Source organism: Streptomyces sp. NBC_00878 (assembly GCF_026341515.1).
In the GTDB taxonomy this organism is placed as follows: Bacteria; Actinomycetota; Actinomycetes; order Streptomycetales; family Streptomycetaceae; genus Streptomyces.
On the sequence record NZ_JAPEOK010000001.1, the window covers coordinates 582,771 to 600,511 of the forward strand.

Below are 17,741 nucleotides of genomic sequence, written 5' to 3' on the forward strand. Positions count from 1 at the left end.
CCTCACTTCCGGGCCGCCTTCCGGCCCGCGGCACTGTGTTGTGGGGTACGGGTGGGGGCCGGCCCGTGGGCGGCCGAGGTGTCCGGGCGTTGGACCAGGGCCACGCCCAGGAGTTCCGAGTGCACCGATCCGTCCGGTTCCAGCAGGACGATGTCGCAGGAGGCCTCGAACTCCCCCGCGCTTTCCCGGGCGAGCACCAGGCACCGGGCGTCCTCCGCGACCGGGCCGCGTGCCTCGGTGCGGATCTCCGCCGCGCCCATGGGGAGGAAGGCGGCGCCCCGCGCGTGCTCGGCCCATTTCAGGGCGAGTTGAAGGCCGGCGTCGAGGGCGGCCGGGTCCTGCTGCCAGGCCCGGCCGGGCCAGCCCAGGGTGCGGACGCCGGTCACCCCGGCTTCGGCACCGGCGGCGGAGATCCCCTCCAGCGACGTCATCGACTGGAACGCGGGTCCGTGGAACAGCACATGTCCGTCGTAGATCTCCGCCGTCGGCCGGCCGCCGATATCCACGGGGGCCTGCCAGGCACGGCTGGGTACCGGCGGTGCCGCCAGGGCTTCGACCGTCGTCCTGTAGTGCGGCTGCGAGGAACTGCCGGTGAGTTCCAGGCGGAGCAGCGACTTCCCCTCGTCGGGGCGCTGCAGTCCCCGGACCATGAGCCGGTCTCCCCGGTCGGGGAAGGCGGCGAGCTCTATCCGGCTGAGCACTTCGAGGTCCCGCAGTACGAATCCGGGCGCGTCGGGCCGCCAGATCCGCGCCGCGCCGAGGAACCACTCCATGACCAGTGCCATGGGCGCCACCGGGGAACCGGCGATGGCGTGGTCCGCCAGGTACGGGTGGGAGCGGACGCTCACCATGATGTCTCCGGACACCGTGGTCCCGGCGGGGCTTCCCAGAGAGGCGGCAGCGTCACCAGCGGTGAGGGTGACCCTTACCGGGCCGGGGCCGGCGTTCAGCTCCCTGACGAAGGCCCGCGCGCCCACGTCGGGGTCGATGAGCGCCACCCCCTGGGACCGGAAGTGCTCACGCAGTTCCGGTCCCACCATGCCGCCGTCCCATGGGCCCCAGGCGATCGACTTCACCAGGCAGCGCGGACGGTCGGCGGCGACGGTGGACGCGACCTGTGCGAGCACCTCGTTCGCCATGGCGTAGTCGCCCTGGCCGGTGTTGCCGAAGCGCCCGGCCACGGAGGAGAACACACACACCAGGTCGAGCGGATCGTCCGCCGTCGCGGCGAGCAGCGCCCGCAGGCCCTCGACCTTGGTGTCGAAGACATCGGCGAACTGCGCGTCGGTCTTGTCGGCCAGCCGGCTGTCCGCGAGTATCCCGGCACCGTGGACGATGCCGCTGATGGGCCCGAAGTCCTTGCGTGCCTCGTCGAGGCCCCGGGCCAGGGCCTCCGCGTCCCGGGTGTCCACGGACAGATAGCGCACCCGGGCGCCGGATGCCGTGATGGCGTCGAGGGTCGCCCTGATCTCGCGGACGGCCAGTACTCGCGCTGCCAAGGTGCCGATCTCGGCCGGGCCGGGTGCCTTCCCGCCCTTGCTCTGCTTGCGGGCCTGGGCGGTGAGCAGGCTCCTGAGCTCCTTCTCGCTCTTGGCCTCGCTCAACCCGGGCGCCTCGGCGGTCAGTTCGGTACGGCCGATGAGCACGATGGACGGCAGGTGGGCCTCGGCCAGGGCGCGTAGCGCCAGTGCCGTCACGCCCCGGGCGCCGCCGGTCGCCACGATCACGGAATCCGGCCCCAACGGCCCGGAACCCCCCGGTTCGTCCCCGGGTGTGTCCCACAGCGCCTGGCGTGTGCCGTCGGCGGGCAACCCGATGTCGGATGACGACCCGCCCTGGAGCAGTTCGGTGGCGATGACCTCGGCCAGGGCATCGGCGTCGTGATGTCCGCGTTCGCAGTCGACCGCCTTGACCCGGGCCTCGGGCCACTCCTTCGCCGCGGTCCTGGCGAGGGCCGCCGGTCCGCCGAGCCAGGCACGGTGCCCGTGGCCGCCGCCGAGGCCGAAATCGCCCCCGGTGTCCTGAACGGTGACGAACACCCCGCCCCGCGCGCCCATGTGCCGTGCGGCGGAGCGGGCAACCCGGAACGCCTCACGGTTGACCGCTGCCGCGTCGCCCGGCGAGGGTGCAGGGCGAAGGCTGGCGAGCAGCACCACGCCGCGGGTTTCCGCACCGGGCTCCGCGGCGACGGTGGCCCGGATGCCGTGACCGCACAGCTTCTCCACCAGGCGCTGCGCCACCCCGGTCCCCTCGTCGGTGACAATGACCGGCCCGTCCCGCAGACCCGCCAGCTCCAGCCCCGGCAGGGGTGCGGGCCGCATGGACGTAATGGCTCGGACGAGCCGCGTCGCGGGGTCGTCTTTCTTGCTCGGCGGCTCGGGGGTCGGCGGGGGTTCGGTGACGAGGGGCGCTGTGCTGGGTTCGGGGGTCGGGTTTTCGGCTTCGCGCAGCTTGTCGGTGATGTGTTGCAGGGTGCGTAGCAGCGTGAGTTCGTTGGCGTCCACCTGGGCGAGGGCGGGTATTCGTTCACGCAGGACGGACAGGATTTGTACGCGCTTGATCGAGTCGATGCCGAGGTCGGCTTCCAGATCCATCTGTGGTTCGAGGATGTCGATCGGGAACCCTGTTTTGTCCGAGACGACTTCGAACAGCACCGACTCCACCGTCACACGGGCGGGGGGTACTTCCGTCGGCACCGCGTCGACTCCGTTCGCGGCGGCGGCCGTCTCGTCGACCGGCGGAGGGCTTTGTTCCTGCGGAAGGTGGGCCAGGACCGAAGACGGCTCGGCGAGGGGGCTCTCCGCCCATGGCGGTGCCGCCTGCGGTGCGGGCTCCGGCAGCGGCAGGGCCACTGACGGAACCGGCATAGCGGCAGGCGCCGGGGCGGCCACGCCGGCCAGGCCGAGGGACGACGCCTCGGTGGTCCTCAGGAACATCAGATGGGCCTCGGCCATGGTCCGCTGGAACTCGGCGTGCGCTTCGGCGGCCTGACGCTGCGTCTCCTGGAATGCCTGCAGCCAGGGATCGGTCGTCGGCACAGCCGCGAAGGGGGCATCGCCCAGGGTGTGGACGGTGGTCGCGCCGGAGGCCGGGGCGAGCTGACGGACGCCGAGGGAGGAGCCGGGAGCCATGGCCGCAGGGGGCGTGGGTACGGCCGGTGATGTTGCTTGGGGCGTGGCGGCCTCCATCGACCCGGACGCCGCCATGGCGACCGGTCCCTCGTCGGTGGCAACGGGCTGCGGCAGCGCCTTCCCCCCGCCCGGAGGAGGATAGTGGCTACCGTGATTGGCACCGGAAATCCGCACGGCCATCCGGGGGCGTTGTTTCCGGGGTTTCCGGGTTTCCTCTGCGCCGGCCCGGTAGGGCGACCAGAGCGATTCCAGATCCATGCTGACGCCCGCGACCGCCAGTGTCCCGAGGGCCTGTTGAAACGCCGTGACACCGCTGAGGCCGCTGTGGTCCAGGCTCACTGCCAGGTGTTCGCGGTCACCCAGGATCTCCCCCACCAGCCCGGTGAGGGTGGCCCCCGCCCCGACTTCGACGAAGGTACGTACCCCCGACTTGTACATCCGCTCGATCTCGTCGGTGAAGCGCACCGGCGACAGAAGATGCTCGGCGAGGCGTTCGCGGACCAGTCCGGTGTCCTGCGGGTACGGCTCCGCGTCGGCGTTGCCGTACACGTCGATTTTCGGCGGTTGGAGGTCCAGACCGTTCAGGAATTCCGCGAAGGGCCGGCCCGCACCGCTCATGAGAGGGCTGTGGAAGGCTCCCGCCGCCCGCAGCCGCCGGGTGGTGACGCCCTGTCCGGTGAGCCGGCGTTCCAGGTCGGCGACGGCGTCGGTACGCCCGGAGAGGACGACCTGACCGGGGGAGTTGTCATTGGCGAGCCACACCGCGTCGTCGAAGCCGTCGAGCAGTCGGACGATGTCCTCGCGGGGCGTGCCGACTACGGCGAGCATGGCGCCCGGCTCCGAGGAGGCATCGCGCATCAGTTCCCCCCGCTTGCGCGCGAGGCGTAACAGGCAGCCCTCGTCCATCACCCCGGCCGCGTGCAGTGCGACCAGTTCCCCGAAGCTGTGCCCGCCGACGCAGTCGGGTTCGACACCCGCCGCACGCAGCGCGGCCAGCAGCGCGGTGCTCTGCACGGCCAGCGCCGGCTGAGCCCACTCGGTCCGGGTGAGCAGGGCTTGCTGCGCCGCCCGGTCCTCTTCCGTGAACGCCGGGACGGGGAACACCACCCGGTGCAGGGGGAGCTCGTCGTCGAGGGCCAGCTCTGCCGCACGGTCCCACACCTCCCGGGCCTGCGGCAGGTGCATGGCGAGGTCGGCCCCCATGCCGGTGTACTGGCTGCCCTGGCCGGAGAAGAGCAGCGCCAGCCGTCCGGGCATGGCGGGACCGGCGCCGTGGGAGATACCGAGCGCGGCGGTCAACGGCCGGTCCGAGCGGGCCCGGACCAGCGCCGTCGCCTGGTCCAGCCGGGCCGCGAGGTCCTCCGGGTCCGAGGCGGTCAGGGCGAGCCGGTGGGGGTCGGACGGGCGGAAGGACCGCTGTGTGTTCGCGGCCTCCACGGCGAAGGGCCGTACGCCGGCTGCCGCTTCCTCTGTCCGCCGCAGGAGTTCCTCGGGCGAGGAGCCGCTGAAGAGCAGCAGTTCGGTGGGCGCGGTCCGGGCCAGGGGTGCCGGGCAGGCCGGTGAACCCGGTGCGGCCACGTACTCCTCCAGGGTGAGGTGGAAGTTGGTGCCGCCGAAACCGAAACTGGACACCGACGCGCGCCGGGGCTGCGACGGCGGCTTCACCCAGGGGCGGGCCCGGGTGTTGAGGTACAGCGGGCTGCTTTCCAGCTCCAGGGCGGGGTTGGGCCGGTCCACCTTGATGGTCGGAGGCAGGATCTTGTGCTGAAGCGCCAGTACGGCCTTGAGCAGGCCGACGGCGCCCGCGGCCGACTTGGTGTGCCCGATCTGTGACTTCACCGAGCCAAGTGCGCACCACTGGGGGTCCGCGCGGCCGGACTCCTCGAACACGGTCCGCAGCGCGGTGAATTCCGCGGCGTCGCCCGCCGTGGTCCCGGTGCCGTGCGCCTCCACCAGCTCGACGGAGTCCGGACCGTAGCCCGCGGACTCGTAGGCCCTGCGCAGGGCTCGGGCCTGTCCCGCGGGCAGCGGGGTGTAGATGGCGCTTCCCCTGCCGTCGGACGAGCTGCCGATGCCGCGCAGGACGGCGTAGATCCGGTCGCCGTCCCGTTCCGCGTCGGCAAGGCGTTTGAGTACGAACATCACCAGTGCCTCGCCGAGCATCGTGCCGTCGGCGGCGTCGGAGAACGGCCTGCAGTCGCCCTTCTGGGACAGCGCCGGAGTCTTGCTGAAGCACATGTACATGAGGATGTCGTTGAGGGTGTCGACACCTCCGGTGACCATCAGGTCCGCCGTGCCGACCGCGAGTTCGTTGACGGCGGCGGTGACCGCCGCGAGCGAGCTGCCGCAGGCCGCGTCGGCGGTGAAGTTGGTCCCGTGCAGGTCGAACCGGCTGGCGATCCGGCCGGCGACGACATTGCTCAGCACACCGGGGAAAGTGGCTTCCTGCCAGGGCACGTAGTGGGCGGCGATCCGGTCGCAGACAGCCTGCGCCCGGTCCTCGGGGACGCCGCTCTCCCGCAGGGACTTCAGCCACACCGGGCGCTGCATCCGGTTGCTCATGGTGTGGAGGAGTTCGAGGGCCGCCGTACCCAGGATGACGCCCGTCCGTTCCCCGTCGAATGCCGCAGGGTCGTCGAGGCCGGCGTCGGCCAGCACCCGTTCGGCCACGGCCAGGGAGAGAAGCTGGGTCGTGTCGGTGGCCGGGAGCGCGTTGGGGGGAATCCCGTAGGCCGCCGGGTCGAAGTCGATCGCGGGAAGGAACGCCCCCCGCCGGGCGTAGGTCCGGTCCGGGGCGGACGGGTCGGGGTCGTAGTAGTCGTCGATGAGCCAGTGGTCATCGGGTACGTCGGTGATCAGGTCCTGGCCGGTGAGGACGGTCCGCCAGAAGCCTTCGGCGTCGGACGCACCCGGTGCCAGCGCGGCGATTCCGACGATGGCGATGGGGACCTGGGGTGGGCGTGGTGATCCGGTCATGGTGGCTCTCCGTTTGCAGTATTCGGGTCCTGTCTGCGGGGGCGGGGGGTCAGGCCAGCGGCCGGGGGCGGTAGGAGAAAGCAGCGGCAGGCAGCGGGACGCCGCAGCTGCGCAGCTGGTGCGCGCGGGTGATCACGGCTGCCCCTTCGAGGAGGTTGAGCGCGATCTGGACCACGGAGCGGTTCTCGGAACGGGCCAGGAAACTGTCCCTTGTCCAGCGGTTGAACGCCCCCATGGCCGGGCCGCACCAGATCTGGTAGTCGGTGCGCCGGCCCGTCTCGCCGGTGATCGCCCAGCGGCTGGACTGGCCCAGGTAGGAGCGGAAGAGCAGCGCCATACGGTGCTTCGGATCCCGCTCCGCCCGGTCGAGCTGTCCGGGGTCGCGGTCCTGCCAGTACCGCCGGGTGCTGCTCCACGACTCTTCGATCGTTCCGCGCAGGACATCCCGCTCCAGCCTGGTCCGGGTCTCCGGGGGGATCCCCTCCAGGGACTCGCAGGAGCGGTACACCTCGTAGAGCTGGTTGGCACGGGCGGCGAACATCGTCCCCCGGCGCAGAACCTGCAACTTGACGCCCAGCTCGAACATGTCGGAGGAAGGCGCCATGGTCACGTCCGCGACGTCGGCCTGGCCGAGCAGGCCCTTGCCCTCGTCGGACAGCCCCGCCTCGGTGGACACCTGGTTGATCGAGCCGGTGACCACGTACGCCGCGCCCATGGCGAACGCCGAGGCCACCGCCTCCGGGGTACCCAGGCCGCCGGCCGCCCCGACGCGGAGCGGCACGCGGTAGCCGAAGCGCGCGGTGAGTTGGGTGCGCATCGCCAGGAGCACCGGCAGCAGCACGGCCAGCGGACGGTTGTCGGTGTGGCCGCCGCTGTCGGCCTCGACCGTGATGTCCGCGGCGACCGGGACGTGTGCGGCGAGGTCTGCTTCCCGCTCGGTGATCTCGCCGCGTTCGAGCAGCGTTCGCAGGATCTGCGGCGGGGCCGGGGACATGAACTGCTCGGCCACTTCGGGGCGCGACACCTTCGCGAACATCCGGGTACGCCGGACGATTTCGCCGGACGGGTCGGTCGACAGCCCCGAGACGGAGCAGCGAACCACTGCCGGAGTGAGGGACATGTACGCGGAGGCAGAGACGGCGGGAACGCCCCGGGTGACAAGGAGCCCGGCCACTCTTTCCTCCAGGCCGGGCTCCTGCGGGGAGTGGATGAGGTTGACCCCCCAGTTGCGGCGGTCACCGAGCCGCTGCTGGAGTTCCGCCACGGCCTGCTCGACATGGCGGTGGTCCAGCCCGCCGGCTCCGAAGAAGCCGACCATGCCGGCCTGCGCCAGAACGACCACCATGCGGGTGGTCGCGATGCCGTTGGCCATCTCGCCGCCGACGTAGGGGAAGCGGGCTCCGTGGCCCGTGCCGAAGGAGAGGTCGCCCAGCCACTCCGGGTACTGCGGCGGCAGCGTGCCCAGGATCCGGTGCAGGCCGTCGGTGTCGAGCCGGGACCGCGCGGATTCGGTGCCCGGGGCGAGCCCCATGCGTCCGGTCGACCGTTCCTGGACGATGTGCGCGGGCTCCCTGATCCGCTGCGCTCGGTGCACGAGCGCCTCGTCGGAGAACGCCGGGGCCCACTCGGCGCTGCCGCTGTCGTCCGTCTGTGCGCCGCGGACGCCGGTGGGCGTCCCGGTTCCGAGGATCACGCTCTCTGCGGCCATGTCGGCCTCCTTCGCCGGTGCGCAGGTTCGTTCCGCCGCGGGCGCGGTCGGCGGCGCCCGAGTACGGTGATGTCGGGTGGCCCGCGCCGCCGGTTCCGGGCGGCCTGGGACCTGTCCGACAGTCGTGGACGGCCTCTTCGCCGCCGTAGTGACATCAGCCGCCCCCGGCCTCCGGCCGGGTGGGGGTCCCGGCCGGAGGCTGGGGCAAGCCCCCAGCGCGACGGGCGGCACCTCGCGGCGTTGCCGGCTGCATCCGACAGGCCGCTGACGCGGCCGGGCCCGAATAGAGCCACCGTGCAAGCGTCTCGGCGCCTTGCGATGCTCTCCCGCATCACCGAACGACGCCTGGACCGCCCATGATCCGCAGAACAGGCCTTAGGGGCTGTTGAGGGAAGACAGAACGCGTTCCTCGACCCAGTCGACGGTCACTTCACGGCGGGTGAAGCGCCAGCGTCCCTCCGCACGACTGAAGGAGTCCTGGTAGCGGACCGCCCGTACGAGCAGCCGCTCGGCCCCGTCGCCCGGGTAGATCTCGTGCGCCAGGCAGTAGGTCTCTCCGGTGGCGCGGTCGCCGGACAGCCGGACGATCTGGTTGCCCACGAAATGCGTCGTGATGACGCAGCGCTCCAGCACGCTCAATGCGCCCGCCCAGCCATCATGCGCGCCGAAGGTCAGCGGCGGGCGATCGACCCGGTGCCGGCGCCTGATGACGAGAAGCCCGTCGTCGCTGAAGAGTGATGAGAGCAGCGTGGCCATCCGCCGGTCCACGGCCTGCGCGTAGGTGTCGACAAGCTGGCGAAGCTCAAGCCGGTCCCGCACTTCCTGCCAGGGGCCGCTTGCGTTGTCCGCTTCGCTCGAAATGTTCAGGTCTGTCATGTGCTCCGCCAAGGGGGTGTGGCCGAAGTCCTATGTGGTCGCCGGGCCCGGCGAGGTGCCGCGTGCCCTGGTAGTGGTGGCGCTCGTACTGGGCGGCACATGCCGTGATCCGGCACACTGCGGATGACTGTGCCGGGGCGGGGGCGGCGAGCGGCACACATTGCCGAACGCGTGCCACGCCGCCGAGGAGATCGGCCGGGCAGGGTCTGGGCCGTGTCCTGCCGATCATGGACGGTCAAGGCGTCGTCTGGTGCGGTTCATCGAAGGTGCCGGAGCGCCTGCAACAGTGGCTCCATGCGGCCCGGCCGCGCCGGGGGCACGCCCCGCGGTAGCCGGTGGGGCCCCCAACCTCCGGCCGGGGCCCCCACCCCCGGCCGAAGACTGGGGGCGGAGAGGACCCGCTGCGGAGCAGCTCATGTCACCGCAGCCGGCACGGCGGCGAAGGGCCGTTCATGGTCGGCCGGACACAGCCTGGCCACCCAAGTCCCGCGGGGGTACCGGCAGGGGTAGCGCCAGCCTGTTGATGATGCGCTCACTGAGTGGCTGGAGCAGCTCGTACAGCCGACGGGTTCCGGCCTCGCCGAGGGACCGCCATGGAGCCGAAGCGAGCCGGTCGGTGAGGTCCTCCACCGCTGTCCGGGCGGCACAGCCATCGTCGGTGAGCGCTCCCGCGGAGTCCAGCAGCCCGCGGTCGCGCAGGCGCCGCTCGCCCTCTGCCCACTCCTCGTCGGTCCATCCGCGGCGGCCCTGAATGTTCTCGCGTTCCTCGCCCCCCGCCGCGGTGATGGTCACGAGCGCCTCGACGCCGTCGAACTCGGCGTGGGTCAGGGCAGCGACATGCCCGTCGCCGCGGTGCTCCCGCAGAGTGGTCGCCGCCTGCCACAGCGCCAGGTGGGGTTCGGCGGGGAGTTCCAGGGCGGCGTTCGCGGCGCCGAGCGGACGGCCGGAGGGTGCGCACGCGGAGGCGGCTGTCGCCGCGAGGCCCGCCGCTTCGGCGAGCTCCGCTCCGGCGACCGCGTCGCCCAGCAGCTCACGCAGTGCAGCGTCGGCCCCGGCCAGCCTGGCGGCCAGCGCCTCTTGCGGCGGCGCGATGTTCCAGACGGCCGGAATCACGCGAGCGACCATGCTCGGCTTGAAGTGGTAGAAGGCAGCGGTGACGACAGGTTCCGGGACGGGTCCGAGCGGAGCCGTACGGGCGGCGAAGTAGCAGCGCCAGAGGCCGGTCAGCCCGATCTCCCGGAGCGCCACGTGTACTTGGGGCGCGTAGTACAGCACCACGTGGTACGGCTCCAGCACCTCGTACATGGCCCGGGCCCGGGACCGCGCCGCCACGGCGACCGCGGTCATCGCCCGACACCTTCGAGGAGCGCCGCGCCCGCTGTGTCCGCAGGGCCGGGGGCGGATACGACGGGGAAGCGCAGCAGGCCCGAGGTCCCGCGCTTGTCGATCTCATTGGCGATCACGATCCGCTGGACCTCCGAGGTGCCCATCCAGATCCGGTCGACCCGGGCATCGCGGTAGAGGCGTTCCACCGGGTTGTCCCGAATGAACCCGCGTCCGCCGAAGATCTGGACCGCGCGGTCGGCCACCCGCCCGACGGCCTCGGTGGCCGACACTTTCGCCATGGCCACCTTGGCGTTCAGGGTCTTCAGGACGCCGCCTTGGTCGATCTCCCATGCCAGCCGGTACACCAGAGTGCGGTTGAGCACGATGTCGGTCGCGCTGTCCGCGAGCATCGCCTGGATCATCTGGTGCTGGATGATCGGCTTTCCGCCCTGTACCCGTTCGCGCGCCCAGTCCGAGGCGAGGCCGAGAGCGCGCTCGGCGGCGCCGACGGCGTGCGCCGCGACCAGGACCCGTTCCTCGAAGAAGGTCGCCTGGACGAGTTCGAGTCCGCCGCCCACGTCTCCCAGCACGGCATCCGGGCCGACCTCGACTCCGTCGAGGGCGAAGTGGGGATGCTCGTAGGCGAAGTTGTGCGTGTAGCGGGGATTCTCCAGTAGCCGGACACCAGGGGCGTCCTTGTCGACGAAGAACATCGTCGGAGCCCGGTCGGGCTGGACGATCGCGAGCACGATCAGATAGTCCGCCACGTCTCCCAGGGTGACGAACCACTTCTCTCCGCTGATGCGGTACCCGCCGTGTGTCCGCTCCGCCACGGTCGCGATGCGCCGGGGATCGGACCCCGCGTCCGGCTCGGTGATCGCCCTGGCCCCGAACCGGTCGCCGCGGATCTCCGGGATCAGATAGCGCTCCCGCTGCTTGGGAGTGCACGCGGTCACCGCCGCCGCGGTCGGCCTCCACACCGCGGCCCACAGGCCGTTGGTGAGGGCGCCCAGCTCTTCCTCCACCACGACCTGCTCGGTCCAGCTCAACCCCGCACCTCCCCACTCGACAGGGGCGTTCATCGCCTGGAGACCACTGGACAGCACGGTCTGCCGGAGGACCTCCCGGCTCTCCGCGGACAGTCCGTTGTTGGCTTCGCACTCTTCCTCGTAAGCCATGATTTTCTTGGCCAGGTCGACGGCGCGTTCTTTGAGCTCGACCAGGTGTGGCGGGAACGAGAATTCCATAGGGAATGCCTCTCTGGCGTGCCGGTGCGCTTGCGCACGGCGGCTCCCGGCCCGCAGGCCGTGAACGGGGGAAAGAGTCGGGGAGGGGGAATCAGATGGGGGGCGTTCCCGCGGGGATGCCTCAGTGCGGGAACGGTCGAATACAGCCGGTCTTACTGCCGCGTGGATCCGGGCGACTCCTGGCTGGCACTCACCTTGACGGAGCGCGGCTCGGCGCTGCTACCCCCACGTGAGGGTGGGGCGGGATACCACTGCGGCTGCCGTCGCGCCCCAGGTGACACGGAACGTGACCGATTGGCGAACAGTGCGTGCGGGCGGCAGGAGTGACACGTGTCGATAAGGAGTTTAATCTGGATTGCCAGGGAGCCCAGCTGTACGGCCAAGAGGCATTGGTGTCCACGGAGGTTGATCCTGTGAAGGCATCGAAGGAACGCACGGAAGAGAAGGCGGCGACCCGTGCGACAGTGCTGGCCGTGCGCAAGGCGAGCAGTCTGCCGGTCGCCTTTATGGCCTGGGCCATCGATTCCCAGCAGCACTTACGGGTGACCGAATGGAGCGGGGCAAGAAGAGTCCCGGAAAACCGTACGCCCACCATCGCGAAGGGGGCCGGCCTCGGCGGCAAGGTGCTTATGAACGCGCGTCCGGCAGCCGTGAGCGACTACCTGTCATCGCGCTCGATCAGCCACGAGTACGACTTCTACGTCAAGGCGGAAGGGCTGCGGGCTTTGGTGGCCGTTCCCGTCATCGTGGGCAGTACGGTCCGGGGCGTGCTCTACGGAGTCACGCATGAACAGGTCCGTCTGGGAAACCGCGTGCTGTCGGCGGTTGTGGAGGCGGGGCGCCAGCTGGAGCAGTCCCTGGCGGTCCAGGACCAGGCGGACGTTCTCATCTCGCAGGCCCGGGCCGTGACAGCCGGCAGGTATCCACGCTCCAACGTGGCCTGGGGAGAGCTGCGCGCGGCTCACGCCGAATTGCTGAACCTGGCCGACAGAGTGGATGACATCCACCTCAAGGAGCGCCTGCATACGGTGTGTTCCAAGCTGGCTTCGGCCCACAGTCCCGGGCAGAGCTCGCCGGGGTTGCCGGCGGTGTTGACCCCCCGCGAAGTGGATGTGCTGGCTGGGGCCGCGGCCGGCCGTACCAACCCCGAGATCGCGGACCAACTCGGCCTCAGTCTGGAAACCGTGAAGAGCTATCTGCGCTCGGTGATGCGCAAGCTCGGGACCAGCACCCGGCTGGAGGCGGTCGCCGCCGCCCGCCGCGCCGGGCTGTTGCCCTGACCAAGCGGAACGACGGAGCGCGGCCTGGCGATGACACCCTCTCCGCGGTACCAGACACCCGGGTTCGGGGACACCGTCGGCCTCGACCACATCAAGCGGCGTCCAGCGGCAAAGGGGGGCCGCGACCGACTCCCGTACCGTCCAGTACGGTTGGCTCCACGCAGGCACTCAGGTGGGTCGGGTGGCCGGGAGTCAGGGGAGCGATCGTGACGAACCAGATTGAAGTCGGCGACACCGTCGAGGACTTCGAGCTTCTCGACGAGACCGGCACGTCACGGAAGCTCTCCGAACTGCTGGGCGAGGGGCCGGTCGTGCTGTTCTTCTATCCCGCGGCGCTGAGCGCCGGCTGCACCGCCGAGGCATGCCACTTCCGCGATCTGGCCGCCGAGTTCACCGCCGTCGGTGCGCGTCCGGTGGGGATCAGCGGTGACACGGTCGAGCGTCAGCGGGAGTTCGTCGGGAAGCACACCCTCGGGTTCCCGCTGCTGTCCGATCCGGAGGGCCTGATCCGCGAGCGGTTCGGCGTGAAGCGGGGCTTCTCGCTGGCGCCCACGAAGCGGGTCACCTTCGTGATCTCCGAGGACCGGAAGATCCTTGACGTGGTGCGCAGCGAGTTCAAGATGAGCGCGCACGCGGACCGCGCCCTGACGGCCCTGCGCGCGCACAGCGGCTGAACAGGGAAGCCCTGTTCGCTCAGCCCTGCTTGGGCGCGGTGGTCCGGTTGCAGCGCAGGGTGAAGGAGTGGCCGGCCGGGTCGGCGTACCCCCGCTCCTCGAACGGGCCGGACGGGTCCTTGGACTCCAGCGGCCGGCCGCCCAGCCCGATGACCTTGCGCTCGGCCTCGTCCAGGTCCTCGACGAGGAAGTCGAGGTGGGCCAGCAGGGAGTTCTCGGCGCGCGGCCAGCTCGGCGGAATGGCGTTCACATCCCGCCGGAACGCCATCCGGATACCGCCGGCGCCCTTGATCTCCACGCGGTTCGCCGTCGCGTCCGTCTCCTCGGCGCCCAGGAACTCCTTGTAGAACGCGGCGAGCTTCTCGGGCTCGGCACAGTCCAACACCACGAAGCCCGCCCCTACCAGTGCCATGTTTCCTCCGTACGCCGACCGGCCGACCACGAGCGGCGCTCCGCCCGCGGCTCCACGGGGACCGGGTACCCCGCCCGCGGGAATCAGTCGGTCGCCCGCCCACGACCTGGGCCGGCAGAGCCCGGCCCGTTCGGCCCGTCGGAGGCGAACGCGCTCATTCGGCCACCGAGGCCGACCGTTCGCCGAGGTCACGGAGTGGTGTAACGCAGGTCACGGTCAAGTCATCGGCGTCGCGGCATAGATCATTTACGATCAGGGCAGTCTCGTAGCGCAATTCGAGTCAACTTTCGCCTCGGGAAGTGCAGTTCGAGTCAGCGGACGTCGATTCCGATGTCCGCACGCAGGGAGGGGGGCCCTGTAGACCGTCTCAAGAGAGGACGCGAATGCCGCAGGACGTCAGGTTCGATCTCCCCTTCACGACCCCCGTCAGCGACCATCTCGAGTACGCCCGTGCCCGCCATCTGCGCTGGGTGTGGGACAAGGGCCTGGTACGCAGCAAAGCCGGTTTCGAAGAGTACCGATCCTGGGATCTGCCTCAGGCGGCAGCCCGAACCTATCCCCACGCTTCGGCGGACGACATGGTCGTCCTGATGAACTGGTTCTCACTGGCCTTCCTTTTCGATGACCAGTTCGACTCAAGTAGGCCGGATCGCGCCGACCGTATAGCGGAGGTCGCGCGGGAGCTCATCGCCACCCCCTTGCGGCCCGCGGGCACCACTCCCCGAGTGGCCTGCCCGATCACCATGGCCTGGGCGGAGGTCTGGGCCCACCTTTCGGATGGCATGTCTCTGACATGGCGTACGCGGTTCGCGGCCTCCTGGGGCCGCTTTCTCGTGGCGCACACCGAGGAGGTCGACCTGGCCGCCCGCGGCCTGGCCGGCACGCTCGACCTTCAGGAGTACGCCGAGTTCCGCCGCCGTACGGTCGGTATCCACCACAGCATCGACGCCGGTGAGCGCAGTCGAGGCTTCGAGGTGCCCGCCGAGGTGCAGGCACATCCGCTGATGGAGAGGATGCGGGACCTGGCCGCCGACACCATAGGTTTCATGAACGACATCCACTCCTTCGAGCGCGAGAAACGCCGAGGGGACGGCCACAACCTGATAGCCGTCCTGCACCGCGAGCGCGGCTACGGCTGGCAGGAGGCCGCCGACGAGGCGGCCAAGATGACCACCGACTGTCTCGCCGAATACCTCGAACTGGAGGCACAGGTCCCGCAGATGTGCGACGAACTCGGCCTGGACGACGACGACCGCGCGAAGGTCCGGATGGGTGTCGAGGCCATCCAGCACTGGATCAACGGCAACTACGAGTGGGCACTGACCTCGGGCCGGTACGCGGCGGACAAGGAAAGCCCCGCCGCCAAGGCCGAGTTGGCGGGCAAGGGCTCCCTGGACGATCTGCTCACCGTCTGAATGAACGTACGGCCTTGCCCGGTCGGCCTCCTGAGGGGGGGCCGACCGAGCAGGTCAGCGGTCTACGAGGGGCTGAACTCGACCGGCAGCCCGTCCAGCCGCGCCTCCCACGTGGAGGCCGTGGACGTGAGCTCGTCCGCGGTCACCGCGAGCCGCAGCCCCGACAGCCGGTGCAGCAGGACCTCGACGGCCGTCTCGATGATGGCCTGGCCGATGTTCTGCCCGGGGCACTCGTGCGGCCCCCCGCTGAACGCGAGATGCGACTGGTTGCCGTGCACGGAGATGCCGATGTCGGGCCGGATCTCCGGGTCGACGTTGCCCGCGGTCAGGCCGAGGACGAGCAGGTCGCCCTCCTGGACGCGGTGCCCGCCGAGTTCGAGGTCGGAGGTCGCGAACCGGCCCGGCAGGACGGCCAGTGGCGGGGTGTTCCACATGACCTCCTCCACGACGGCGGAGATGTTCAACTGCCCGCTGACCAGCCCGGAGAGCCGGTTGCTGTCGGTGAGCACCAGTTGCAGCACCCGGGCCAGCAGGTTGCTGGTGGTGGTGTGCGCGGTGATCAGTACCAGACGCAGGTGGTTGAGGATCTCGTCGTCGTCGAGGTCGGCCTGGTGCTCCAGCAGGCCGGTGGTGAAGTCGGACCCGGGCTCCGCCCTCTTGCGCTCGGCGAGTTCACCGAGGATCTGCATGATGCGGTCGTTGTGGACCAGGGCCTCGGCGCCGCCCTTGATCACCTGCGCGGACGACTCGGCCAGCCGCCGCCCCTCGCTCTCCGCGAGCCCGAACACCCTGGTCAGTACGAGCATCGGCAGGTATTCGGCGTACTCGGCCACCAGGTCGGCGCTGCCCCGGTCCGCGAACGCGTCGATCTGCTTGTTGGCGAAGTGGGTGACATGGCGGCGGATGCCACGGCCCGAGACGGCCTGCAGGTTGTCGGTGACCGCGCCGCGCAGTCTGCGGTGCGGCTCACCGTCCTGGGAAACGCAGTCGGGGCGCCAGCCCACCATCTGCATCAGCGGTGAGGTGCTCTCGACTCGCCCCTCCATCCAGTCCCGCCAGATCCGCGAATCCCGGCTGAACTGGCGGGGGTTGTCGAGCACCCGCCGGTTCTCCCGGTAGCCGAGGACCAGCCACGCCGGTACGTCGCCCTCCAGCAGCACCGGCGCCACGGCCCCGTGCTGCTTGCGCAGTCGCGCGTAGATACCGATCGGGTCGATCGCCGCGTCGGGTCCGTAGAGGCGGGTGAGCCCGTCTCCCCCGCCGTGCGCGACCGGGCAGCCGCGCGGGACGTCGGGACCGTTCAAGGGCTGTTCGGTCATCGGGTCTCCAGAGCGACGGCAGAGCGTTCTTTCAGGTGACGTATCAGCGCGATGAGCACATCACGACTGGACGCCCGGTCGCGCGCGTCGCACGCCACGACCGGGGTGTGCGGGGAGATGTCGAGGGCGTCGCGGATCTCCTCGACCGGGTGGTCCTTGGAGTCGGGGAAGACGTTGAGGGCGATCACGAACGGGACGTTCTGCCGCTCCATCTCCTCGATGGCCCGGAAGCTTGAGGCCAGTCGACGTGTGTCGACCAGCACCACGGCCCCGAGCGCGCCCTTGAACAGGCCGTTCCACAGGAACCAGAACCGCTCCTGGCCCGGTGTGCCGAACAGGTAGAGCACCAGCTCGTCGTTGATGCCGATCTTGCCGAAGTCGAGGCTGACGGTGGTCTGCTGCTTGTCCGCCACCCCGATGAGGTTGTCGACGTCGGCGCTGGCCTGGGTCAGCGTCTCCTCGGTGGTGAGCGGCTTGATGTCGCTGACCGCGCGGACCATGGTGGTCTTACCGGTGCCGAACCCGCCGGCGATCATCACCTTCACCGAGCGGGCACCGGCCGGCAGGGTGCCGTCGGCAGAGTACCGGTCGGGATGGTCAAAGCCTTTCAAGTCCACTGAGTACCTCCTCAAGGAGCGCGAGGTCGGGCCCGCGACCGGCGTGCGACGCCGGGATGGGGTGACGGGCTTCAACACGTCCTGCGTCCAGCAGATCGGCCAAGAGCACCGCGAGAATGTTGAAGGGCAATCCGAGGTGGGCGCCGAGTTCGGCCACCGACAGCGGATCGCGGCAGCGCCGGAGGATCTCCTCGTGCTCGTGCTGCATACCGGGGACGGTCGCGGCACGGGAGGTGATGAGGGTCGCCACATCAAGGCTCGACGCCGAACCGCCCGGTCCGCTGCGACCGCCCGTGAGGACGTAGTAGCGCTCGAGACCGGACGGGTCCGTGGGTCGGCGGGGAGCACTCATCCAGAGTGCTCCTCCAGGCGCGGAGTGGTGCCGAGGAGCTCACCCATCCTGCGAGCCAGGTCCCTCATCTGGTGGCCGAGCAGGCCCTGGTCGAGCCCTTCCCTGGCGAGAACTCCGAGGTACGTCTCCACGCCGGCGCGCACCACGAAGAGGTGACCGCCGTCGACCTCGATCATCGCGAGGCGCAGTTGCCCGGCGTACTTGGGGAACTGCTCGGCCACGGGCTGGGCCAGTGCCTGCAGACCCGCCACCACGGCTGCGAAACGGTCCACGTCGTCGGGGTCGTCGGCGCCGTAGGAGGTGATGGCCTTGCCGTCGCTGGAGGCCACGAGGGCGAAGCGGATCTCCTGGATACTCTCGACCAGATCGCGGAGCGCCCAGCTCACGTCGGTTCCCTGTTGCGTCATG

Annotated in this window: 13 protein-coding genes; 3 read left to right on the forward strand and 10 right to left on the reverse strand. The window is 70.4% G+C overall.

The genetic code is table 11. The features are described 5' to 3' along the window. Window positions 1-2 precede the first annotated feature (2 nt). The 5 genes from OHA11_RS02225 to OHA11_RS02245 form a co-directional block, all read right to left on the reverse strand. Window positions 3-6,107 (reverse strand): type I polyketide synthase, encoded by a 6,105-nt coding sequence (locus OHA11_RS02225; protein WP_266491432.1) that lies wholly within the window; start codon window positions 6,105-6,107, stop codon window positions 3-5. A gap of 49 nt (window positions 6,108-6,156) precedes the next feature. Continuing rightward, window positions 6,157-7,815 (reverse strand): PfaD family polyunsaturated fatty acid/polyketide biosynthesis protein, encoded by a 1,659-nt coding sequence (locus tag OHA11_RS02230; protein WP_266491435.1) that lies wholly within the window; start codon window positions 7,813-7,815, stop codon window positions 6,157-6,159. 375 nt (window positions 7,816-8,190) lie between these two features. Continuing rightward, on the reverse strand, window positions 8,191-8,691 hold the full coding sequence (locus tag OHA11_RS02235) for a nuclear transport factor 2 family protein (RefSeq protein ID WP_266491437.1): 501 nt from the start codon (window positions 8,689-8,691) through the stop codon (window positions 8,191-8,193). Window positions 8,692-9,141: 450 nt separating this feature from the next. Then, entirely contained in the window at window positions 9,142-10,038 is an 897-nt protein-coding gene (locus tag OHA11_RS02240) for a hypothetical protein (protein WP_266491439.1), read from the reverse strand. Then, complete coding sequence (locus OHA11_RS02245; RefSeq protein WP_266491440.1) at window positions 10,035-11,264, reverse strand: acyl-CoA dehydrogenase family protein; 1,230 nt, start codon at window positions 11,262-11,264, stop codon at window positions 10,035-10,037. Before OHA11_RS02245 ends, OHA11_RS02240 begins: the two co-directional genes overlap by 4 nt. A gap of 413 nt (window positions 11,265-11,677) precedes the next feature. Between OHA11_RS02245 and OHA11_RS02250 the strand changes: the two genes are divergently transcribed. Beyond that, on the forward strand, window positions 11,678-12,544 hold the full coding sequence (locus tag OHA11_RS02250; RefSeq protein WP_266491442.1) for a LuxR C-terminal-related transcriptional regulator: 867 nt from the start codon (window positions 11,678-11,680) through the stop codon (window positions 12,542-12,544). 206 nt (window positions 12,545-12,750) lie between these two features. Continuing rightward, window positions 12,751-13,218 carry a peroxiredoxin gene (locus tag OHA11_RS02255; RefSeq protein WP_323186506.1) on the forward strand — a complete coding sequence of 156 codons (468 nt, stop codon included), beginning with the start codon at window positions 12,751-12,753 and terminating at the stop codon, window positions 13,216-13,218. 19 nt (window positions 13,219-13,237) lie between these two features. Here OHA11_RS02255 and OHA11_RS02260 read toward each other — a convergent pair whose 3' ends face one another. Beyond that, a complete protein-coding gene (locus OHA11_RS02260; RefSeq protein ID WP_266491444.1) occupies window positions 13,238-13,630 on the reverse strand; it encodes a VOC family protein in 393 nt (130 codons plus the stop codon). Between the two features lie 383 nt (window positions 13,631-14,013). On the opposite strand from OHA11_RS02260, the gene OHA11_RS02265 reads away from it, so the two are divergent. Next, a complete protein-coding gene (locus tag OHA11_RS02265) occupies window positions 14,014-15,045 on the forward strand; it encodes a 7-epi-alpha-eudesmol synthase (RefSeq protein ID WP_266491446.1) in 1,032 nt (343 codons plus the stop codon). A 62-nt stretch (window positions 15,046-15,107) separates the two neighbouring features. On the opposite strand, the gene OHA11_RS02270 is transcribed toward OHA11_RS02265, so the two are convergent. The 4 genes from OHA11_RS02270 to OHA11_RS02285 are packed head-to-tail and all read right to left on the reverse strand — an operon-like array spanning window position 15,108 to window position 17,740. After that, window positions 15,108-16,364: a cytochrome P450 gene (locus OHA11_RS02270; protein WP_266491447.1), complete on the reverse strand. Its 1,257-nt coding sequence runs from the start codon at window positions 16,362-16,364 to the stop codon at window positions 15,108-15,110. Continuing rightward, window positions 16,361-16,981, reverse strand: a complete 621-nt coding sequence (locus tag OHA11_RS02275) for an ATP/GTP-binding protein (protein WP_266491448.1) — start codon at window positions 16,979-16,981, stop codon at window positions 16,361-16,363. Before OHA11_RS02275 ends, OHA11_RS02270 begins: the two co-directional genes overlap by 4 nt. Further along, the gene (locus OHA11_RS02280; RefSeq protein WP_266491449.1) at window positions 16,962-17,333 is read right to left on the reverse strand and encodes a DUF742 domain-containing protein; all 372 of its coding nucleotides are present in this window, start codon (window positions 17,331-17,333) and stop codon (window positions 16,962-16,964) included. The genes OHA11_RS02275 and OHA11_RS02280 overlap by 20 nt, the downstream gene beginning before the upstream one ends. Next, entirely contained in the window at window positions 17,330-17,740 is a 411-nt protein-coding gene (locus tag OHA11_RS02285; protein WP_055611716.1) for a roadblock/LC7 domain-containing protein, read from the reverse strand. The genes OHA11_RS02280 and OHA11_RS02285 overlap by 4 nt, the downstream gene beginning before the upstream one ends. Between the last annotated feature and the right edge of the window lies 1 nt (window position 17,741).